Raw genomic sequence first — 21241 nt, 5'->3', positions numbered from 1 at the left:
CGCGTTTGCGGGGGCTGTAAGGTTTTGTCCGGTCGGTCGTTTACTGTTAGGAAAGTTTCCTAAGAGTTGTGGGCCGATCGTAGCCTTGACACCTCGCCCTTACAAGACCCAAAAAAGGCAGGCTCCCTGTTACCTTCTTCCGCCGGCGCTCGTCATGGGATCGACGAGTGAAAAGAGGACAGGAATGCTGACCGCCATCATGTACGTGACGATCTACGTCACCGACCAGGACCGCGCGCTGGAGTTCTACGCCGGAGGACTCGGGCTGGAGAAGCGGATCGACGTCACCGGGCCCGACGGCCGGTTCCTCACCGTCGGCGTGCCCGGCAGCCCGGTGCAGATCCTCCTGTGGTCGCACGCGGCGGGCACGGGGCTGCCGGGCGGCGTGCCAGGCCCGGTGATCCTCGAATCCGACGACCTGCGCAAGGATTTCGAGATCATGCGCTCGCGCGGCGTCACCTTCGAGGGGACCGAGCCCGAGGACTATCCGTTCGGGGTCCGCGTCGAGGCGGTGGATCCCGACGGCAACCGGATCTCGCTCCGCCAGCAGCGCAAGCCGTGACCGCGCGCCCGTCCGGTGCCGTGACCGAGGCGTTCGAGGCCCAGCGCGATCGGCTGCGCGCCCTCGCCCACCGCGTGCTGGGCTCGCACGCCGACGCCGAGGACGTGGTCCAGGAAGCCTGGGTGCGCCTCGCCCGCCAGGACGAGGCGGCCATCGGCAACCTGGCGGGGTGGCTGACCACGGTGGTCGGCCGGATCAGCCTGGACGTGCTGCGGTCCCGTCAGGCCCGCCCCGAGACCGCGTACGGGCACGAGTTCGCGGACCTCGTGGTGACGCCCGCCGGCGAACCCGCGCCGGACGAGCAGGTGGCGCTGGCCGATTCGGTCGGCTTCGCCCTGCTCGTGGTGCTCGACTCGCTCACCCCGGGTGAGCGGGTGGCGTTCGTGCTGCACGACATGTTCGCGGTGCCGTTCCACGAGATCGGCCACATCCTGGGGAAGTCCGCCGACGCCGCCAAGATGATCGCCAGCCGGGCCCGCCGCAAGGTCCGGGGCGCGGACCGGCCGGCCGGCGCGGGCCGCGAGCACCAGGAGGTCGTCCAGGCGTTCCGCGCGGCCGCCGTCGGCGGCGATTTCGAGGCGCTCCTGCGCGTCCTCGACCCGGACGTGCGGCTGACCGTCGACACCCCGGGCGGGATGGTCGTCACCCTCGGCGCCACCGAGGTCGCGGCCGGCGCCCGCAGGTTCGCCAGCGAGGTCGCCCGCCAGCGGGCGGTGCTGGTCAACGGCGTTCCCGGCCACATGTCGTGGCGTGCCGACGGGACGCCGCTCTCCGTCATCGCCTTCGCCGTCGGCGGCGGCCGGATCACCGGCATCCACATCGTCGTCGATCCGGCCAAGCTCGCGGCGATCCACCTGGACTGAGCTCCCGCCGTACGGGACCGTACGGCGGGAGGCGAGGGCAGGTCAGGGTTGCTGGGTGATCCTGACGTCGTCGATGCCGGCCTCGACCAGGGAGGCGGTGCCGGCGTCGGCGGCGTCCACGACGATGCGGACGGTCTGGCCGGCGAAGGCGTTCAGGTTCGCTGTGGCCGTGGCCCACGCGCCGTTGCGGTTGGAGGCCGCGCCCGCCTGGTTGAGCACGGTCGCGGTCGAACTCCCCACCACGCGGACCCGCAGGTAGTCGGCGCTGGAGGCGTTCGAGCCGTGCGCGAGGTACCACGACAGCGAGAGGCTGAGCGTGCCCGAGGACGGCAGCGTGATCGGCGGGGACTGGATCGTGGTGACGCCGCCGTCCACGTCGTAGTCGCCGGCGGCGCTGCCCGCGAGGCGGCCGGTCACCAGGTCGTTCGTGCCGCTGACGGTCGTGCCGAGCTGCTTGGCGCCCGAGGACGTGGTGTCCTGCGGGTCGCCCCGCTCCCACTGGCCGGCCGTGGCGGTGTCGGTGCCCGCCGGGTTGACGGTCCAGCCGGTGGCGGTCTCGAACGTGTCGGAGTAGACGGTCAGCGGCGGCGTGCCGGTGCCGCAGTACTGGCTCTCCTTGCCGATGATCCGGTAGACGCAGTCGGAGTATTCGAGGAACCGGAGCACGGCCTCCCGGTTGCGCGTGGTCTGCGGGACGATCTGCTCGTCGGGCGGGTAGAAGCCGGGGCTGGCGCCGGTCGGGTACATCTCGAACGTGAAGCTGAAGATCTTGTACTGGCCCCACAGCCAGTCGTCGATGGTGCCGTCGGTGATGTAGAGGTCGCTGGCCTGCTGCGGGGTGTAGTTGTTGGTGGAGGCCATGTTCTGGCCGAGCGTGGCGTGCGCGTCGCGGTCGTCCTGGGTGAGGCCGGGCGCGGTGTTGTTCAGGGTGTAGCCGTACGGCCAGAGCACCAGCTCGCTGTAGGTGTGCCAGTCGATGTGCGACTTGAGCTGCTGCACGCCGCCGATGACGCGGCTGCGCACCCAGTCGGCCGTCGCCCGCACCTCGGGGGCGGACTCGGCGCTCGGGCCGCGGTAGGTCTCGCTGGAGGTCGTGCCGGAGGAGCCGCCGCAGCAGCCCCAGTTGTAGGCCCAGTTGCGGTTGAGGTCGGTGCCGACGGCCGAGGAGCCCGAGTTGGGCTGGCGGTTCTTGCGCCAGGAGCGGTAGCTGCCGGTGGCGATGTCGTACTCGCCGCCGTCGGGGTTGAGGTCCGGCATGATCCAGATCTCGCGGGTGTCGACCAGGTTCGTGATCCGGGAGTCGGTGCCGTAGTTGTCGGCGAGCAGGTGCATGATGTAGAGCGCCATCTCGACCGTCAGGTGCTCACGGGCGTGCTGGTGGGCGGTGAACAGCACCTCGGGCTCGGCCTCGTCCGTGCCGACGTTGTCGCTGATCTTGACCAGGCGCAGGGCGCGGCCCTCGTACGAGGTCCCGTACGTCGACTGGCTGACGATGTTCGGATGGGCCGCGACCAGGGCGTTGATCTCGGCGTTCATCTCGGCGTAGTTGTGGTACGCCGAGTCGGCGGGCGGGAAGTCGAACGCCTCGACGCTGGACGGCGTCGCCGGCCGGGGCACCTCCACGACCCGGTAGCCGAGCTTCCTGATGGCGGCCACCTCGGCCGTGGTGGCCGTGACCAGCACGGAGCCGGTGGCCACCTCCTCGATGGCCGCGCCGGTGGCGGCGACGGCGCTGCGCTGCTGCGCGTCGGACGGCCCCTGCACGCGGTACTGCTTGTTGGGCGGGGGCTCGGCGGCCGCCCCCACGCCCGTCACGCCGGTGAGGCCGACGAGGCAGAGGGCGGCGAGCAGGATGACGATACGGCGTATCACCTGGTCCTCCTAGGGCGCTCGGGATGGGATGGTGCCGGCGCCTGAACCGAGAGTGAGGATCTACCGATCTCCCGCAAAGGCCCAAAGTTGCGGACATCCGGATCCCTGACAGGTGACTGTCAGGACCGTCCCTCGCGGTACCGTGAGAGACGTGTTCTTCGGCATCACCGATTTCTGGGCCTACGTGATCGGCGCCTTCCTGATCATTCTGCTGCCTGGACCCAACTCGATCTACGTTCTCAGCTTCGCGGCGCGTCACGGTGTCCGGCAGGGCTACCGGGCCGCGGCCGGCGTCTTCGTCGGCGACACGGTGCTGATGTTCCTGGCCGCCGCCGGCGCGGCGTCCCTCCTGCGTTCCAACGCCGTCCTGTTCATGGTCGTCAAGTACGCCGGCGCCGGCTACCTCGCGTGGATCGGCTTCCAGATGATCAGGGACGCCTGGCGTTCCTGGCGGGCGCGAGGCGCCGAGGCCGTCCCGGCGAAGGCGGCGGAGGAGGCCGTGGAGAAGGCTGTGGAGAGCCGGCCGCGGCCGTTCCGCAAGGCCCTGACGATCAGCCTGCTCAACCCGAAGGCGATCCTGTTCTTCGTCTCGTTCTTCGTGCAGTTCGTGGATCCGGCCTATCCGGCGCCGGCGCTGTCGTTCCTGATCCTCGGCGCGGTGATCCAGGTCTTCAGCTTTCTCTACCTGACGTCGCTGATCTTCGGCGGCACGTTCCTGGCCGCCCAGTTCCGCAGCCACAAGCGGCTCAGCGCGGGGCTGACCTCGTGCGTCGGCGCCGTCTTCCTGGGGTTCGGCGCGAAACTGGCCACCGCGTCACTGAGCTGAGTCACTGAGCTGAGTCACTGGGCTGAGTCACTGGGCTGAGTCACTGGGCTGAAAGTTCGGTTCAAGGACATGCTGGTTCGGTAGGGCACAGATGGAGCGTGTCGAAAGAGGCGGTCGCACCGCCGGCCCTCGGGTACGGTAGGCCACCGGCGTGCTTCCCGGGACGCCGGTGCGGTGCCCGCCTCGGTAAGTGCGAGCGGTCCATCAGGGTAGCCCTGGTCCCTCGAAGCCCGGGTAGTCGCTGATCGTCGGCCTATCTGCGGAGCAGTCTTGAACCATCCGCCCGTGACCCTCCCCCGCCTCGGCGCCCTCGCCCGCGAGGCGGCGCCCAAGCTGCTCGAAGCCGTGGTCGCCCCCCTGGCGGTCTTCTACCTCGCCATGGTGGTCCTCGGGATCAAGTGGGCGCTGATCGCCACCGTCGCCTGGGTCTACCTCGGCGTGGCCTGGCGGCTCGTCCGGCGGGTGAAGGTGCCCGCCACCATGTTCCTCGCGGCGTTCGCGATCACCGTGCGCGCCCTGGTGTCGCTCTGGACCGGCACCTGGATGTGGTTCTTCATCCAGCCCGAGCTGGGCACGATCTGCATCAGCATGGCGTTCCTCGCCTCCGTGCGGCTCAACCGGCCGCTGGTGCAGAAGCTCACGCTCGACTACATCCACCTGCCGTCGGCGGTGCTGAAGCACGAGCGCATCCGCCGGTTCTTCGCCAGGATCACGCTGCTGTGGGCGTTCGTGCTGCTGACGAACTCCACGCTCAGCATCGCGCTGGCCGTCTACGAGAGCCTGCGCGGCTCGCTCGGCGCGTTCATGATCCTGCGCACCTCGGCGGTGGCCGTGATCAGCGGGCTGGCGATCGCGTTCTCGATCTGGGCGTTCAAGCGGGTGCTGCGCCGGCTGCACGTCGCGCACGCCTGACCCGCGCCCTTCAGGGGAGTTCCACGACGAGCTCGTAGCCGCCGTCCACCGCTCCGGCGGTGAGCGTGCCGCCCGCCAGGCGGGCCCGTTCGGCGAGGCCCGCCAGCCCCATGCCGCCCCGCCTGGCGACCGGCCGGCCGCGCGCGGGCCCGTTGCGCACGCTCACCCGGCGTGGGCCCACCGAGATCCGCACGGCGGCCCCCGGCGCGTGCTTGGCCGCGTTGGTGAGCCCTTCCTGGACGACGGCCCCGGCCAGCGCGGGCGCCGGCCCGGCGGCCACGTCGAGGTCGATGGTCATGCCGGAGTCCCTGGCCCGGCGGACCAGCTCGGTCACGTCCTCGTTCACCGGCTCAAGCGGCGCGGCGTCGGAGTCCTCGCGCAGCAGCCCGATGATCTGCCGCAGCCGCTCGGTGGCGTCGCCCGCCGCCTCCCGCAGCTCCCCCGCCGCCCGCGCCTGCGCCGGGTCCAGCCCGGGGGCCAGCTCCAGCCCGGCCGCCCGGACCGCGATCAGGGCCAGGTCGTGGCCGAGCGAGTCGTGCATGTCCCGCGCGATCCTGGCCCGCTCGCGCAGCCGGGCCTGCGCCTCGGCCGAGAGCCTGGCCTGGCCCCGCTGCCGGATCACCAGCCGCCGCACCAGCCCTATCAGGTACGGGATCAGATAGGTGCCCACCAGCCCGGTCACCATCGACACCCAGAGGGCGATGTCGCCGCCCGCCGCGAGCACGACCGCCATGCCGACCGCCGTGATGAGGCCGAACGCGGCGACCGGCGGCCACGCCGCGCCCTCCCGCCGGCCGGTCAGGTAGGCGTACCCCATGATGAACGGCGAGGCCGGCACCAGCGGGAGGATCTTGACGCCGGTCCGGGGCAGCAGCCAGCTCAGGTCCACGGTGGCGAACCCCTCGCTGAAGCGCCACGGGCCGAGCGGCAGCAGCAGCACCAGGGCGACGAGCGGCCGGCGGCGGCCCACCAGCACCACCGCCGACGCCAGGGCGAGCCGCGGCCCGGTCACCATCCCGAACGCGGCCGGATCCCGGAGGGGATCGGGCCCCGCGGCGGCGACGAAGGCGCACAGCAACATCCAGAGCAGCAGGTCGACGACCACCTCACGGCGGCTCTGCCTGCGGATCGACGGCGGGATTCTCACGTCGTCGAGCCTATGGGGGCCGGGCGGAGGCCCGCCCTCGTCCTCCGGCAGGAGACGACCCTGACGAAAGTCAGGGTAGGGCGCGTGGCACCGTCCTGGTAGTGCTAGCCCCACCCCCGATTCGCCTACCTCCACTCCTGCGCCGGCCTGCGCGAACGGGTTGGATCGAAGGTGTCGGCCGGGGCAGGCGGCACCGCCCCCGACGAAAGTCGGGGGCACCCGCTGCCGATCGGCCGATGTGCCATGACCAGCGGAGTTTCTAGCTTCATGAGCTACGGCCCTGACCCGATTAGGGGACGGGTCCGCGTTCGACCGGGGGCATCCCTGATGCCCCGGGACCCCGCGTACCGAGACGCTGTCCGTGTGCCGTGAAGATCGGAGTCAACGCCCCATGTCACATGCCATCCTCGACCTGGTCCAGCAGGTCATGTCATCCCCCTGGCTGTACGCGGCCCTGTTCGCCCTGGCCGTGCTCGACGGGTTCTTCCCCATCGTCCCGGCCGAGACCTCGGTGATCACGGCGGCGGTGTTCGCCGCTTCCGGGGAGACGAACCTCGCGCTGGTGATGGTGGTCGCGGCGCTCGGCGCGTTCGTGGGCGATCACGTGTCGTACCTGATCGGGCGCATGTCCGGCGGGCGGCTGCGGGACAAGAAGGCGTTCGTCTGGGCGCGCGGCGCGCTGGAGGAGCGGGGCGGGCTGGTGCTGGTCGTGGCCAGGTACATCCCCGGCGGCCGGACGGCCACCACGCTCACCATGGGCGCGGTACGCCACCCGCTGCGCTCGTTCACCTTCTTCGACGCGATCGCGGCGAGCTCGTGGGCGGTCTACTCCGGGCTGATCGGGTTCTTCGGCGGGATGGCGTTCGAGAACGACCCGATCAAGGGCCTGCTGCTGGGCCTCGGCATCGCGGTGTCCGTCACGGCGGTGGTCGAGCTCGTGCGGTGGGCGCGGAAGCGCCGCGCCACCCAGCCTTCCCCGGAAGTCCTTCCCGTGGACACGTCCGTTTGACCCTGCCGGGCGACCATCCGATTCGAGAGGAGTGCGCATGACTGTGCTGGCCGCGGCGATCGCCCTGGTCGGGTCGCTGTTCTTCGCCCTCGGCGCCGCCCTTCAGCAGTTCGAGGCCGCCGGCTCGGCGAAGCCGGGGCTCCTCGCCCTGCTGCGCCGGCCGCGCTGGCTGATCGGCGGCGCGTCCATCCTGGCGGGTGGCGGCCTGCACATCGTCGCGCTCGGGCTCGGCCCGCTCACCGTGGTGCAGCCGATGGGCGTGGCGAGCCTGCTGTTCGCCCTGCCGCTCGCCGCCACGCTGCACGGCCGCCGGCCCACCCGCAAGGAGCTGGGCGCGGCGGCGGTCGTCGCGGCCGGGCTGGTCGGGCTCGTGCTGATGGTCCCCGAGTCCGAGGGGCCGACCCGGCTCGACCCGGACGGCGTCCTCCTCCTGCTCGGCGTGGCCGGGATCGCGGCGGTGCTGCTGTGGGCGGGCGCGAAGGCGGCCTCGCCGGCCTGGCGGGCGGCACTGCTGGCCACCAGCTCCGGCGTCCTGTACGGCGCCACCGCCACCCTCATGCGGGTGCTCGTCGACGGCGGCTGGAACTGGTGGTACCTGCTGGCCCTGCCGGTGCCCACGCTGCTCGCGCTGATGATGCTGCAGCGGGCCTACGCCGTCGGCCACTTCGGCGTGTCGTTCGCCTCGCTGCAGGTCGCCGATCCGCTGACGGCGGTGGCGTTCGGCGCGCTGCTGCTCGGCGAGCCGCTGCCCACCGGGGTCGTCCCGGTCGCGGCCGCCCTGCTGACCGCCGCCGGCACCGTCGCGCTGGCGCGTACCAGTCCGCTGGAGGCGCGCAACGATCTCGCCTGACCCCGACCCCGTTCCCGGCTCGTCGTCCCCTGTTCCCCCTCCGGCCCTCCCCGGGCCGGGTTCCCTTGCGATTGTGGAGTCACCGTCATGGCCATGCCCCTGCACAGCGTCACCGACCGCGCCCGGCTCGCCCCCGCCCCCGAGCGCCCGCGCCGGGTGCTGATCTCGACCGACACCTACCCTCCCGACGTGAACGGCGCCGCCTACTTCACCCACCGCCTGGCCACCGGCCTCGCCGCGCGCGGCAACGAGGTGCACGTGGTCTGCCAGTCGGAGCACGGCCCGGCCAGCGCCGACGTCGTGGACGGCGTCATCGTGCACCGGCTGCGCTCGGCACCGCTGCTGGTGCACCCGACCATGCGTGTCACCGTGCCGACCCGGCTGGACCGGCTGGTCGCCGACATCAACCCGGACGTGCTGCACACGCAGGGCCACTTCGTGGTCGGCCGGGCCGCCATCGCCGCCGCCCGGCGCGCCGGCGTCCCCGTCGTGGCCACCAACCACTTCATGCCCGACAACCTCTTCCAGTTCGCCCACATCCCCGACCGGCTGCGCGTGAAGGCGGGCCGGCTGGCCTGGCGCGACTTCAGCCGCGTCTTCAACCGGGCCGACCACGTCACCACGCCCACCCCGCTGGCCGCGCGGCTCCTCGCCGACCAGGGGTTCGCGCGGGAGGTGGAGCCGGTGTCCTGCGGCATCGACCTCAGCAGGTTCCACCCGCACGCCGAGCCGAAGGCGTGGGCGCGCAAGCTGTTCGGCCTGCCCGACCGGCCGACCGTGCTGTTCGTCGGCCGCCTCGACGAGGAGAAGCGGATCGACGAGCTGGTCCGGGCGCTGCCGCTGGTGCTCAACGAGACCGACGCCCAGGTGGCGCTGGTCGGCAAGGGCAACCAGCGGGCCGAGCTGGAGCGGCTGGCCGCCAGGATCGGGGTCGGCGACCGGGTGTTCTTCCTCGGCTTCGTGCCCGACGAGAACATGCCGCAGGCGTACGCCGCCGCCGACGTCTTCGCCATGCCCGGCGTCGCCGAGCTGCAGAGCATCGCGACGCTGGAGGCCATGGCGAGCGGCCTGCCCGTGGTGGCGGCCGACGCGATGGCGCTGCCGCACCTGGTGGTCTGCAACGGCCACCTGTTCCAGCCGGGCGACGTGGTCGAGCTGGCCCGCCACCTGACCCGCGTGCTCGGCGACGACGAGCTGCGCGCCAGGTACGGCAAGGCCAGCAGGGAGCTCGCCCTCACCCACGACGACCAGGCGTCGCTGGCCCGGTTCGAGGCGATCTACGACGAGGTCGCGCGATGATCCCTCGGTGGAGCCTGTGGGCCACGGCCGGTGGCACGGCCGCCTCTGCGGCGGCGCTCGCCTGGACCGAGCTCACCCTGCCCGCCCAGCCGCTGATCAGCGACTACGCGCTGGTCGCCGGCGGCCTGGTGCCGGTGCTCGTCGGGATGCTGGCGCTCGCGGGGGCGTGCCTCAGCCTGGCGTACGGGCTGGTCGTGGCCGACCCGGCGCGCACCGCGGCCACCCGGGTGCTGCTGCTGGCCGGGGCCGCCGGGCTGATGCTGAGCGCGGTCTTCCCCACCGATCCCGGCTCCTCCCAGATCGGTACGCTCGCCGGGGAGATCCACCGCTGGGCGGCCGCCGTGGTGTTCACCGCGCTGCCGGTCGCCGGGTGGACGTTCGCCAGGGGACGGGCGGGGGCCGCACGCTGGAACGCGGTGCGGGCGATGAGCGTGACCGCGGGGCTGACGCTGGCGGCGTACCTGGCCGCGCATCCGGCCACCGTCACCTCGCCGCTGATCAACGGGGTCGCCTACTACGGGCCGCTGGAGCGGGCCGTGGTGCTGGCCGAGATGGTGCTTCTCGTGACGATGGCGGTGGCGGCCGCGGCCGGTCGCCGGGTCTCCGCGCGCGCCGAGAGCGCGCCCGCGCATTCCGCGCCCGCCAGTCCCGCGCCCGCCGGGTCCGCACCCGCCGGATCCGCGACCGTCGGCGACGCGTCCGCCGAGGGCGCGTCCGAGCTGGCCGCCTGAGCGCGGGCATGTTTCGGCCGCCGCCGAAGGATCTCGCTCCTAGCGTGGACCGCATGCACATCACCCGTCACGCCGAAGCCCTGGCGGTGCTCGCCGACCCCCGGTACGTGCCGCCGCCCGTGCGCCAGGACGCCCCCGAGGGGACGCTGGCCTGGCTGCGCGCCCACGTCTCGCGGTTCAGCTCCGGCGCGGAGCACGCCGAACGCCGCCGCCGCGTCGTCGAGCGGCTGGCCGCCCTGGACCCCGTACGCCTGCGCGCCGCCGCCAAGGCCGCGACCCTGGAGCGGCCCGGCGAGTGGCGTGCCGTGCCCACGCGGGTGCTCGGGGCCGCGCTCGGCGTCGCCGACACCACGCCGGTCGCCGCCGCGGCGGCCGGTTACCTGTCGGGCCAGGAGAGCCCGCAGGCGGACGCCGCCGTCGCCGCCCTCCTGGACCAGACCGACCTGCCGGCCGTCACCCTGCTGCTCCAGGGGCACGCCGCCACCGAGGCGCTGATCGCGGGCGCCCTGCCGCGGCTCGCCGAGCACGACGACGTGGAGGCGGTGCTGCGCGAGACGCTCCGGCACGATCCGCCGCTCAAGGTCACCCGCAGGCTGGACCTCCGCAGCGGCGAGGAGGTGACCCTCGACCTGGTGGCCGCCAACCGCGACCCTGACGTCTTCCCCGATCCCGGCCGGTTCGACCCGGCGCGCGGCGAGACGCCGCATCTGACGTTCGGCGCCGGGGTGCGGCCCTGCCCGGCGCCCGCGTACGCGCTCGCGCTGGCCGCCGGCGTGCTGGAGGGGCTGCGGGAGGGCGAGCGCCCGTGAGCTTCCGCGACCTGCACCGCCCCGGCGAGCCGTTCCTGCTGCCGAACGCCTGGGACTACGGCTCGGCCGCCGCCCTGGCCGCGCTGGGCTTCCCCGCGATCGGCACCACGAGCCTCGGCGTGGCGGCCGTGCACGGCCGGCCGGACGCGGCCGGCGTCACCCGCGCCGAGACCGTCGAGCTGGCCGAGACCATCAAGGACCTCGGCGTGCTCGTCACCGTGGACATCGAGGGCGGCTTCAGCGACGACCCGGCCGAGGTGTCGGAGCTGGTGGCGAGCCTGGCCGCGCTGGGCGTGGCGGGGGTGAACCTCGAGGACGGCCGGCCGGACGGCACCCTGCGCCCGATCGGGCTGCACCAGGAGATCATCGAGGCGGCCAAGGGGCACGGCGTGTTCGTCAACGCCCGTACCGACACCTGCTGGCTGCGGACGGGCGACACGCTGGAGCGGGTGCGGGCGTACGCGCACGCCGACGGCGTCTTCGTGCCCGGCCTGACCGGACTGGACGCGATCGCCGAGGTGGCGGCGGCCACGCCGCTGCCGCTCAACGTGCTCCTCCAGCCGGACGGCCCCACGATGGCCGAGCTCGGCGCGGCCGGGGTGGCCCGGGTGAGCACGGGCTCGCTGCTCTACCGGGCCGCGCTCCAGGGGGCGCTGGCGGCGGCGCTCGCCGCCGAGGGCAGGCCCGCGCCCCGCGTCCCGACCTATGAGGAGACGGCCGCGCTGCTGCCGAGAACTGGATAATCGAGGCATGCGCTTCCAGATCCTGGGGCCCACCACGGTGCTGGGCGACGACGGCGAGCCCGTCGCGCTCGGCGGCCCCCGGGTACGGGCGCTGCTCACCCTGCTGGCCCTGCACGCCGGCCGCGTCGTCGGGGCGGACCGGCTCGCCGCCGGCCTGTACGGCCCCGAGCCGCCCGAGGGCGTGGCCAACGCGCTGCAGTCCCAGGTGTCCCGGCTGCGCAGGGCGCTCGGCAGGGATCTGGTCGAGTTCCATCCGGCGGGCTACCGGCTGGCCGTCGAGCCGTCCGACGTGGACGCCCACCGCTTCGAGCGGCCGGTCGCCGGGCCCTCGCGGCCGGCGATCCCGGCCGTGCCGCCGGGCTGCTGCGCGAGGCGCTGGAGCTGTGGCGGGGCGCGCCGCTGGCCGACGCCCCGCACGCGGAGGACGCGGCGAGCGCGCTGGAGGAGCTGCGTCTCGCCGCGACGGAGGACCGGGTGCAGGCCGACCTGGACCTCGGGCGGCACCGGGAGCTCGCCGCCGAGCTGCGCGGCCTCGTCGCCGCCCATCCGCTGCGCGAGCGGCCGCGCGCCCAGCTCATGCGGGCGCTCTACGGCAGCGGCCGCCAGGCGGAGGCGCTGACCGTCTACGACGAGGCCAGGAGGTTGCTCGACGAGGAGCTGGGGGTCGCGCCCGGCCCCGAGCTGGCCGCCGCGCACCTGGCCGTGCTGCGGGCCGACCCCGCGCTCGGCGCGCCCGCTCCGGCCGCCCCGCAGCGGCAGGGGCTGCCCGCGCAGCTCACCAGCTTCGTCGGCCGGGACCGGGAGCTGGCCCAGGTGAGCGCGCGGCTGCGGGCAGACCGGCTGGTCACGCTGATCGGCCCGGGCGGGGCGGGCAAGACGCGGCTCGCGGTCGAGGCGGCCGGGCAGGAGCCACAGGATGTCTGCTTCGTCCCGCTGGCCCCGGTCACCGAAGGCGCGGACGTGGCCGCCGCGGTGCTGGCCGCGCTCGACGTCCGCGACGCCCTGCGCCCCGCCGCCGACCGGCCGGTGGATCCGCTCACCCGCCTCGCGACCGCGCTCGCCGGGCGCGAGCTGCTGCTCGTGCTGGACAACTGCGAGCACCTGGTCGAGGCGACCGCCGAGCTGACCGATCTGCTGCTGGCCTCCTGCCCCGGCCTGCGGGTGCTGGTCACCGGGCGGGAGGCGCTGGGCATCACCGGCGAGTCGATCCTCCCGGTCGCGCCGCTGCGGCTGCCGCCGGCCGAGGCCGTCGAGCCGCTGGACTATCCGGCCGTGCGGCTGTTCGCCGACCGGGCCGGCGCGGTGTCCCCCGGTTTCGTGGTGAACGCGGTGAACGCGGCGCACGTCGTACGGATCTGCCGGGCGCTCGACGGGCTGCCGCTGGCGATCGAGCTGGCCGCGGCGCGGCTGCGGACGATGTCGGTGGCCGACGTGGCGGCGCGGCTGGACGACCGGTTCCGGCTGCTGGCCCGCGGCAGCCGTACGGCGCTGCCGCGCCACCAGACGCTGCGCGCGGTCGTGGCCTGGAGCTGGGACCTGCTGGACGCCGACGAGCAGCGCATGGCCCGGCGCTTCAGCGTGTTCGTGGGCGGGGCGCGCCCCGAGACGGCCGAGCGGGTGTGCGGGCTGCCGGAGGAGGTGCTGTTCTCGCTGGCGGAGAAGTCGCTCGTGGAACGGGTGGACGGGCGCTACCGGATGCTGGCGACGATCCAGGCGTTCTGCGCGGAGCGGCTGGCCGAGTCGGGCGAGGTGGCGGCGGCCCGCGACGCCCACGCCGCCTGCTGCCTGGACCTCGTGCTCGCCGCCGACGAGCGGCTGCGCACCCGCGAGCAGCTGGAGTGGCTGGCCCGGCTCGACGAGGAGAGCGACGACGTCAACGCCGCCCTGCGCTGGGCCACCGAGACCGGCCAGGTCGAGACGGCGCTGCGGCTGCTCGCGCACTGCGCCTGCTACTGGTGGATGCGCGGTCACCGCGTCACGAGCGCCGACCTCGCGGCCACGCTGCTGCTCAGGCTCGGCGCGGCCGTCCCCGAGGGGCTGGAGGAGGAGTACGTGACCTGCGCGGTCGTCACCGCCTGGCGGGGCGAGGTCGGCGACGAGGTGCGCGACCTGATCGCCCACTCGCGCACGCTGCTGCCGTGGAACCACCTGCCGCGCCGTGTGGAGTTCCTGATGATGCTGCTGTCGATGTACAACGGGCCGCGCGGCGACTTCGAGCAGGCCTATCTCGACGTCCAGCGCACCATGGCGGGGCTCACGCCCTGGCCGCGGGCGCTGGCGTACGCGGGGGCGGCCTTCGTGCTGCAGGTGCTCGGCCGGATGGAGGAGGCCGCGGGCCACTTCCACGAGAGCCTGGCCAGGTTCAAGGCCATCGGCGAGCGCTGGGGCACGGTGCTGGTGCTGTCCGGGCTCGGCACGCTCCACCAGGAGCAGGGGGACTACGCGACGGCGTACGCGCTGGCGGACGAGTCGCTGGCGATCGCCCGCGAGCTGAAGGCGACGACGGAGATCGCCGAGTCGCTGTGCCGGCGCGGCGACGCCCTGCAGTGCCTGGGCCGGCCGGAGGAGGCGCGGGCCGACTATCTCCCGGCCGCCGAGCTGGCCGGCCGCAACGGCTCGGTCGAGATCCTGGCCTGGGCGCTGCTCGGGCTCGCCGAGGTGGCGCTGCGCGGCGGCGCCGCCGAGGAGGCGCGCGGCCTGCTGCTGCGGGCCCGCGCGGAGTGCCCGGACGACTGGTACAGCACGGCCGACACCCGCGCCCGCATCGCGGCGGCGCTGACCGAGCTCGACGGTCAGGTCAGCGGGGCGGTCAGCGACCGGTAGGCCCGCGGTCAGAGGCTCCCGTCACGCTGGCCCGCATGACGAACAAATGGTGGTGCCTGGCCGTCGCCTGCCTGGCCACTCTGCTGCTCTCGCTGGACCTGACGGTCCTGCACCTGGCGCTCCCCCGGCTGACCGCCGATCTCGGCGCGAGCTCCACCCAGCTCCTCTGGATCGGCGACGTGTACGGCTTCGCTCTCGCCGGCCTGCTGGTCACCATGGGCAACCTCGGCGACCGCATCGGCCGCAAGCGGCTGCTGCTGATCGGCGCGGCCGCGTTCGGCGCGGCCTCGGCGCTCACCGCGTACGCGACGAGCCCGGAGCTGCTGATCGCGGCCCGCGCGCTGCTCGGCGTGGCCGGTGCGACGATCATGCCGTCGACGCTGTCGATCGTCAGGAACGTCTTCACCGAGCCGGGCGAGCGCACCGCGGCCGTCGGCGTCTGGAGCGGGATGAGTGCGGCGGGCTTCGCCGTCGGCCCGGTCGTGGGCGGGCTGCTGCTGGACCACTTCTGGTGGGGCTCGGTGTTCCTGATGAACGTGCCGATCATGCTGCTCGTGCTGGTCGGCGGCGTGCTCGTGCTGCCCGAGTCGCGCAACCCGGCGGCGGGCCGGCTCGACCTCCTCAGCGCGGCCCTGTCCACGGCCGGGGTGATCGCGGTCGTCTACGCGGTCAAGGAGGCCGGGCACCAGGGCCTGGGGCACGAGAACGTGCTGGTCGCGGGCGTGGGCGGGGTGGCGCTGCTGGGCCTGTTCGCCTGGCGGCAGGCGCGGCTGCCCGAGCCGCTGATCGACGTGCGGCTCTTCGCCCGGCGGGCGTTCAGCGCGTCCATCGTGACGAACCTGCTGGCGATCTTCGCCATGTCGGCCATGATGCTGATGTTCGCCTGGTATCTGCAGCTCGTGCTGGGCTGGTCGCCGCTGCAGGCGGGGCTGGCGCAGCTCCCTGGCGGGCTGGCAGGCGCGGCAGGCGGCGTGCTCGCGGCCGGGCTGATCCGGCGTCTCGGCCGGGGCGGTGTGGTCGCGCTGGGCCTGGCCATGCAGGCGGGCGCGTTCCTCTACTACACGACGCTCGGCCTGGAGCTGACCTACGTGACGCTGCTGCCCGCGATGGTGATCGGCGGCGTGGGCGTCGGTTTCGCCTTCACCGTGAACAACGACAACGTGCTGGCCACCGCGCCCAGGGAGCGCGCCGGGGCGGCGGCCGCGGTGTCGGAGACCGCGTTCGAGCTGGGGGCGGCGCTCGGCATCGCCATCCTCGGCACCGTGCTCACCAGCACTTACCGGGCCAGCCTGGAGCTGCCCGCCGGGGTCGCCGGGGAGGAGGCCGGGGAGTCGATCGCGGGGGCCGCCCACGTGGCCGCGACGCTGCCCGCCGAGCAGGCCGGGGCGCTCATGCGGGCGGCGCGGGAGGCGTTCCTCGCCGGTGTGCACGTGACGTCGCTGGTCACCGGCGTGCTGCTGGCCGCGGTCGCGGTGCTGGCGCTGGTGGGCCTGCGCGGCGTGCCGAAGGAGATCCCGGAGGAGGTGCTGACCGCCCGCGCCTGAGCCGCGGGGTCACGGGAGGGGGTTGGTCGGGCAGGGGCGGCGGACGGTCGGGGTGAGGCCGTCCCAGCGGGTGCCGATCATGCGGGCCACGCCCTCGACGGTCTCGATGCCCGCCCCGTCCCCCGGCTGCAGGTCGGTCTGCACCGACAGCAGCAGGTCCCGTCCCGGCCCGGCGATCCTGCCGTAGCTGCTGACGGCCCAGGTGCCGTGGACGAACGGGCGGGGCGCCCAGCCGTTCTTGAGCGCCACCCGGTCGCCGCGCCGCGCCGCCGCGCTGACGCCCCACGCCTGGTCCTCCTGGACGCGTCCCATCAGGCCGAGCACCAGGTGCCGGTCCTTGGCGCTCAGGCCGCCGCCGCCCTTGACCAGCACCTTCAGCAGCCGGATGCGGTCGGACGGGCTGCTGGTGGTGCCGCCCCAGTAGATGCCCCGCCCCGGCGTGGTGTGGCGCAGCCCGATCCGCCGGTAGAACGCGCTCATCGCGCCGCTCCCGCCGATCCGCGCCCACATCACGTCGGCGGCGCGGTTGTCGCTTTCCGTGATCATGCGTACGGCCAGGTCGCGCTCGTCCTCGTCGAGCCTGCCCGCGCGGCGGGCCAGCAGCGCCATGACGACGTCCACCTTGGCGCCGCTGGCCGTGATCAGCTCGTCGCGATGCCGGCCGTATCCCAGCGTGACCCCGCTGACCAGGTCGTGGACCGCGTAGACGATCCGGCCGGGGCGGCGCGCGAGGTAGCGGGCGATGTCGTCGGCGAGCCGGGCCCTGGCCAGGCGCGCGCCCCGTACGTCGGGAAAGCTCATGACGCAGCGGGCGACCTTGACGGCCGGCGGCGCGGCGGGCAGGACCTGGCCCTGCCGGCTCCCGCAGCCACCGGCCAGCAGCAGCACGCCGACACCGGCGACCAGCCTCGCGCGCACCTCGCGACCCCCACTTCGGTGGTGTTGGGGGTCGCCAGGCATCATGCCCGAGAGATCAGGAGTCGAACCCCAGCCCCATCCTGTCGAGCGTGCGCAGCCACAGGTTGCGCCTGCCCTGATGCTGGTCGGCCTGGGCGATCGACCAGCGGGTGACCTGGATGACGCCCGAGCGCACCGGCTCCGGCGGGAACGGGACCGGCTTCTCCTTCACCATGCGCAGCTCGGTCCGCTCGGTCGGCTCACCGGACAGCAGGTCGAGCATGACGTTCGCGCCGAAGCGGGTGGCGCCCACGCCCATGCCCGTGTAGCCGACGCCGTAGGCCAGCCGGCCGCCGTGGGCCTGGCCGTAGAAGGCGCTGAAGCGGCTGCAGGTGTCGATCACGCCGCCCCACCGGTGGGTGAAGCGCACCTCGTCGAGCTGCGGGAAGGTGTCGTAGAAGTGCTGGGCGAGGGTCACGAACGTCTCGTCGCGCTGGTCGTACTCGGGCTTGACCAGGCCGCCGTTGTAGTAGACGGCGTCGTAGCCGCCCCACAGGATGCGGTTGTCGTCGGTGAGGCGGTAGTAGTGGAAGCGGTTGCCCGAGTCGCCCACGCCCTGCCGGTTGCGCCAGCCGACCGCGGCGAGCTGGTCGCCGGTCAGCGGCTCGGTCATCAGCGCGTAGTCGTAGACGGGGACCACGAAGTGCTTGAGCCGGCGCAGCAGCGGCGGGAAGACGCCGGTGCCGAGCGCCACCTTGGCCGCGCTGACCCCGCCGTACGGGGTGCGCAGCTCGATGCGTACGCCGTCGTCGCGCAGCGAGCGCACCGGGGAGCGCTCGTGCACCCGCACCCCGACCCGCAGGCACGCCTCGCGCAGCCCCCACGCCAGCCGCGCCGGGTCGAGCATCGCGCAGCCGCTGCGCTCCCAGAGCCCGCCGAGGTAGGTGGGCGAGTTCACCTCCGCCCGCACCTGCTCCTGGTCCAGGGGCACGTAGTCGAGCCCCAGGTCCGAGATGAGGTCCAGGTGCTCGCCCAGCGCGTCGAGCTGCCAGGGCTCGGTGGCCACGTGCAGCTCGCCGGTGCGTTCGAAGGAGCAGTCGACGCCGTAGCGCTCCAGCGTGGCCTCGATCTCGTCGAGGTTCGCCACGCCCATGCGCTCCAGGCGCCCGATGTCGTCCGGCCACCGCTCCAGGCCGTTGGCCAGGCCGTGGGTGAGGGTCGCCATGCAGAACCCGCCGTTGCGGCCGGTGGCCGCCCAGCCGATCCGGCGGCCTTCCAGCAGGACGACGTCCAGTGAGGGGTCGCGTTCCTTGGCCATCAGCGCGGTCCACAGACCGGAGAAACCGCCGCCGATGACGGCCAGGTCGGCGGTGGTGTGATCGGTGAGCCGCGGTCGCGGCTCGGGTCTGGCCGGGCTGTCCAGCCAGTACGGCTTGCGCTCCGCGTCAGCAAGCGCCTTCAGCGGATCCACAAATCCCACTTCCCTACGAAGGTCAGGTGTCTCAGTTGCGGCGCCGCGCCGCGATCGCGTTGCCGATCGCGATCAGCACCCCTATGCCGAAGATCAGCGTACCCATGACGTTCACCTGGGGCGGGATTCCCGTCTTCACCGCACCCACGATCCACAGCGGGAACGTCACGGTCGAGCCGTTGACGAAGCTGGTGACCACGTAGTCGTCGATCGACAGCGCGAACGACAGCATCGCCCCCGCCGCCACGCCCGGCATGATCGACGGCAGCGTGACCTGCCGGAACGTGCCCCACGCCGTCGCCCCGAGATCCCGCGCGGCCTCCTCCAGCGACGGGTCGAGCCCGACGACCCGTGCCCGTACGGTGACGACCACGAAGGACAGCGAGAACAGCACGTGCGCGACGATGATCGTGACGGAGTCGCGCGGCACGTTCCCCGAGACGAACAGCGACAGCAGCGAGGCGCCCATGACCAGCTCGGGCGTGGAGATCGCGGCGAAGACCAGGAAGTTCGTCGCGCCGAGACCGCGGAAGCGGTGCCGGCCGAGCGCGAGGCCCAGCATGGTGCCGATCACGACCGTGACAGCGGTGCTGGCCACCGCGATGACCAGCGTGTTCCTCAGCGCCGTGGTCAGGTCGGCGATCTCGAACAGCTCGCCGTACCAGCGGAGGGTGAACCCCTGCCAGGTCGTGTTGGACTTGCTCTGCTTGTCGTTGAAGCCGAACAGGACCATCACCGCGATCGGCGACGACAGCCACACGATGACGAGCCAGGTCCAGACGTGCAGCAGCCGGTCGCCCAGCCGGATGCCCCTCATCGGGCCGCCGCCTCGAGGACGTTCTCCGTGCCGAGCACGCGGGCGTAGACGAAGATGCCCACGAGCAGCACCCCCATCAACGTGAACGACAGCGCTGAGGCCGTCGGGTAGTCGAGGTTGGTGAGGTACTCGGTCTGGATGATGTTGCCGATCATGGTGTTGGCGGTGCCGCCGAGGATGGCCGCGTTGACCGGGTCCGCCGTGGCGGGCACGAACGTCATCAGCACCCCGGCGAACACCCCGGGCAGCGACAGCGGCAGCACCACCCGGCGGAAGGCCGCGGCGCGGGTCGCGTAGAGGTCCTGGGCCGCCTCCACCACCCGCGGGTCCACGCGCTCCAGCGCCACGTAGATCGGCAGGATCATGAACGGCAGCCAGTTGTAGGTCAGGCCGCCCACCACGGCGAACGTGGTGGCCAGCACGTGGAAGTCGGCGGGCAGCAGCCCCCAGCCCTTCAGCGTCCCGAACAGGATGCCATTGTCCGCCAGCAGGAAGTTCCACGAGATCGTCCGCAGCACGAACGACACGAAGAACGGCAGCAGGAGCAGGAACAGGTAGACCGACTTGCGCCGGCCGCCCTTGAAGGCGATCCAGTACGCCACCGGGTAGCCGATGACCAGCATCGCCACCGTCGCCATCCCGCCGTACAGCAGGGACCGGACGAACTGGGTGCCGTAGCGGCCGAGGGCGTCGGTGTAGTTGGAGACGGCGAACGTCATCGCGTAGCCGTCGATGGCGTTGCCGGTCTGCAGCGACACCGACGCCATGGCCGCCATGGGCACGACCAGGAAGATCGCCAGCCACATCCAGCCCGGCAGCGCCAGCAGGTAGGGGGTGAGCCGCCGCATCGTCTAGGCCTGGGTGACGGACTGGAAGATCGGGTTGAAGACCTGCTGCTGCTTGTTGTCGAGCGGCGTGTAGCCGCGCAGCCGGGCGTAGTCGGCCTCGGTCGGGAACATGAGCGGGCTGTCGGCCATCTGCTCCAGCGCCTTCTTGTCCTCGCCCTGGGCGGTCTTCGCCTTCTCCCGCAGCAGGTCCTGCACCGCCGGGACCGGGGTGACGAACTGGATGAACTCATCCAGCTCGGCGGCCACGGCCGGCTGGTAGAGGTAGTCCATCAGCATCAGCGCGTCCAGCGGGTTGGCGGCGCCCTTGGGGATGAGCATGTTGTCGGTCCAGATCGTGCCGCCCTCCTCGGGCACCACGAACTTGACCGGCTCGCCCGCGAGCTGGCGCTGGAACACGTCGCCCGACCAGGCCATGGTGATCCAGATGTCGCCCTTGGCCACGGCGTCGATGTAGCTCTGGTCGTAGTACTTGCGCACCAGGCCGTTGTCGCGCTGCTCCTTGAGCTTGTCGCCGGCCTTCTTCCAGTCGGCCTCGGTCGACTTCTCCGGGTCGATGCCGAGGGCGAACATCCCGAAGTTGCCGATCTCCTGCGCGTCGGCCATCATGCCGATCCGGCCCTTGTACTTCGGGTCGAACAGCGCCTGGATGCTGGTGATGTCGTCCTTGACGTACTTCGTGTTGTACGCGATCCCGGTCACGCCCGAGGTGTAGGGGACGGTGTACTTGTTGCCGGGGTCGTAGGCGCGTTCCTTGTACTTCTGGCCGGCGTTGGCCGCGAAGTTCGGCAGCTTGGAGTGGTCGAGCGGCACGCAGTAGCCCAGCTCGATCATGTGCTGGAGCTGGATGCCGTTGGTCATGACGACGATGTCGTAGCCCAGCGGCTGGCCGGCGCGGAGCACGGGGTCGGCCTTGCCGAAGAAGTCCGCGTTCTCCTGGATGACTTCTTTGTACTCGTAGGAGATGCCGGTGTCCTTGGCGAACTTCTCCAGAGGGCCCTTGTCCTCGGGCATGTACTCCGGCCAGTTGGCGAAGACCACCTTGCCGTTCTTGGTCTGCTTGGACCAGAAGTCCTGGACCTCGTCGGCCTTGGGCGGCGCGGCCTTCTGGCCCTGCACGCCGCAGGCGGCGAGCGCGAGGCCGGCGGCCGACAGGCCCGCGAGCCGGAACGCCTCACGGCGCGGCAGTCCGTGGCGAGGGAGGGGGAGACGGGGGTTCAT

The 21241-nt window shown here is 72.8% G+C and carries 19 protein-coding genes and 1 pseudogene; 13 read left to right on the top strand and 7 right to left on the bottom strand.

Annotated elements, in window-relative coordinates; translation table 11 throughout:
* Window positions 1-184: 184 nt before the first annotated feature.
* Both ABD292_RS47960 and ABD292_RS47955 read left to right on the top strand, forming a co-directional pair.
* Window positions 185-562, top strand: coding sequence for a VOC family protein (locus ABD292_RS47960; RefSeq protein ID WP_344220022.1), 378 nt, complete (start codon window positions 185-187; stop codon window positions 560-562).
* The gene (locus tag ABD292_RS47955; RefSeq protein ID WP_344220020.1) at window positions 559-1425 is read left to right on the top strand and encodes a sigma-70 family RNA polymerase sigma factor; all 867 of its coding nucleotides are present in this window, start codon (window positions 559-561) and stop codon (window positions 1423-1425) included. The genes ABD292_RS47960 and ABD292_RS47955 overlap by 4 nt, the downstream gene beginning before the upstream one ends.
* A 42-nt stretch (window positions 1426-1467) precedes the next feature.
* On the opposite strand, the gene ABD292_RS47950 is transcribed toward ABD292_RS47955, so the two are convergent.
* Window positions 1468-3297, bottom strand: a complete 1830-nt coding sequence (locus ABD292_RS47950; RefSeq protein ID WP_344220018.1) for a M14 family metallopeptidase — start codon at window positions 3295-3297, stop codon at window positions 1468-1470.
* Between the two features lie 151 nt (window positions 3298-3448).
* Between ABD292_RS47950 and leuE the strand changes: the two genes are divergently transcribed.
* Both leuE and ABD292_RS47940 read left to right on the top strand, forming a co-directional pair.
* Window positions 3449-4123 (top strand): leucine efflux protein LeuE, encoded by a 675-nt coding sequence (gene leuE / locus ABD292_RS47945; protein WP_344220016.1) that lies wholly within the window; start codon window positions 3449-3451, stop codon window positions 4121-4123.
* A 285-nt stretch (window positions 4124-4408) separates the two neighbouring features.
* A complete protein-coding gene (locus ABD292_RS47940; RefSeq protein WP_344220014.1) occupies window positions 4409-5035 on the top strand; it encodes a VC0807 family protein in 627 nt (208 codons plus the stop codon).
* Window positions 5036-5045: 10 nt separating this feature from the next.
* On the opposite strand, the gene ABD292_RS47935 is transcribed toward ABD292_RS47940, so the two are convergent.
* Window positions 5046-6182, bottom strand: a complete 1137-nt coding sequence (locus tag ABD292_RS47935; protein ID WP_344220012.1) for a sensor histidine kinase — start codon at window positions 6180-6182, stop codon at window positions 5046-5048.
* A 391-nt stretch (window positions 6183-6573) separates the two neighbouring features.
* Here ABD292_RS47935 and ABD292_RS47930 point away from each other — a divergent pair, with 391 nt between their 5' ends.
* The 9 genes and pseudogenes from ABD292_RS47930 to ABD292_RS47890 all read left to right on the top strand — a co-directional run bounded on the left by ABD292_RS47930 (window position 6574) and on the right by ABD292_RS47890 (window position 15990).
* Window positions 6574-7191 carry a DedA family protein gene (locus ABD292_RS47930; protein WP_344220010.1) on the top strand — a complete coding sequence of 206 codons (618 nt, stop codon included), beginning with the start codon at window positions 6574-6576 and terminating at the stop codon, window positions 7189-7191.
* Between the two features lie 37 nt (window positions 7192-7228).
* The gene (locus ABD292_RS47925; protein WP_344220008.1) at window positions 7229-8041 is read left to right on the top strand and encodes a DMT family transporter; all 813 of its coding nucleotides are present in this window, start codon (window positions 7229-7231) and stop codon (window positions 8039-8041) included.
* Between the two features lie 87 nt (window positions 8042-8128).
* Window positions 8129-9340 (top strand): glycosyltransferase, encoded by a 1212-nt coding sequence (locus ABD292_RS47920; protein WP_371252656.1) that lies wholly within the window; start codon window positions 8129-8131, stop codon window positions 9338-9340.
* Window positions 9337-10071, top strand: coding sequence for a DUF998 domain-containing protein (locus ABD292_RS47915; RefSeq protein WP_344220006.1), 735 nt, complete (start codon window positions 9337-9339; stop codon window positions 10069-10071). The genes ABD292_RS47920 and ABD292_RS47915 overlap by 4 nt, the downstream gene beginning before the upstream one ends.
* Window positions 10072-10124: 53 nt before the next feature.
* Entirely contained in the window at window positions 10125-10880 is a 756-nt protein-coding gene (locus ABD292_RS47910; RefSeq protein ID WP_344220004.1) for a cytochrome P450, read from the top strand.
* Window positions 10877-11623, top strand: a complete 747-nt coding sequence (locus ABD292_RS47905) for an isocitrate lyase/PEP mutase family protein (protein ID WP_344220002.1) — start codon at window positions 10877-10879, stop codon at window positions 11621-11623. Before ABD292_RS47910 ends, ABD292_RS47905 begins: the two co-directional genes overlap by 4 nt.
* Window positions 11586-11828, top strand: a pseudogene (locus ABD292_RS47900) (hypothetical protein); the annotation flags it as partial. The gene ABD292_RS47905 and the pseudogene ABD292_RS47900, both read left to right, overlap by 38 nt.
* A 155-nt stretch (window positions 11829-11983) precedes the next feature.
* Window positions 11984-14446 carry an ATP-binding protein gene (locus ABD292_RS47895; protein WP_344220041.1) on the top strand — a complete coding sequence of 821 codons (2463 nt, stop codon included), beginning with the start codon at window positions 11984-11986 and terminating at the stop codon, window positions 14444-14446.
* A gap of 35 nt (window positions 14447-14481) precedes the next feature.
* The gene (locus ABD292_RS47890) at window positions 14482-15990 is read left to right on the top strand and encodes an MFS transporter (RefSeq protein WP_344220000.1); all 1509 of its coding nucleotides are present in this window, start codon (window positions 14482-14484) and stop codon (window positions 15988-15990) included.
* 9 nt (window positions 15991-15999) lie between these two features.
* Here the strand turns inward: ABD292_RS47890 and ABD292_RS47885 are convergent, their stop codons facing one another.
* From ABD292_RS47885 to ABD292_RS47865, 5 genes are read right to left on the bottom strand one after another with little or no spacing between them, the layout of a single operon-like run.
* Window positions 16000-16908, bottom strand: coding sequence for a serine hydrolase (locus ABD292_RS47885; protein WP_344219998.1), 909 nt, complete (start codon window positions 16906-16908; stop codon window positions 16000-16002).
* Window positions 16909-16963: 55 nt separating this feature from the next.
* A complete protein-coding gene (locus ABD292_RS47880; RefSeq protein ID WP_344219996.1) occupies window positions 16964-18358 on the bottom strand; it encodes an NAD(P)/FAD-dependent oxidoreductase in 1395 nt (464 codons plus the stop codon).
* Window positions 18359-18389: 31 nt separating this feature from the next.
* On the bottom strand, window positions 18390-19175 hold the full coding sequence (locus ABD292_RS47875) for an ABC transporter permease (protein ID WP_344219994.1): 786 nt from the start codon (window positions 19173-19175) through the stop codon (window positions 18390-18392).
* A complete protein-coding gene (locus ABD292_RS47870; protein ID WP_344219992.1) occupies window positions 19172-20023 on the bottom strand; it encodes an ABC transporter permease in 852 nt (283 codons plus the stop codon). The genes ABD292_RS47875 and ABD292_RS47870 overlap by 4 nt, the downstream gene beginning before the upstream one ends.
* A 3-nt stretch (window positions 20024-20026) precedes the next feature.
* Complete coding sequence (locus ABD292_RS47865; RefSeq protein WP_344219990.1) at window positions 20027-21241, bottom strand: ABC transporter substrate-binding protein; 1215 nt, start codon at window positions 21239-21241, stop codon at window positions 20027-20029.

It is taken from the genome of Nonomuraea bangladeshensis (genome assembly GCF_039529455.1).
Classification (GTDB): Bacteria; Actinomycetota; Actinomycetes; order Streptosporangiales; family Streptosporangiaceae; genus Nonomuraea; species Nonomuraea bangladeshensis.
Note: the sequence above shows the minus strand (reverse complement) of the source record. Positions and strands in the feature narration are given on the sequence as shown.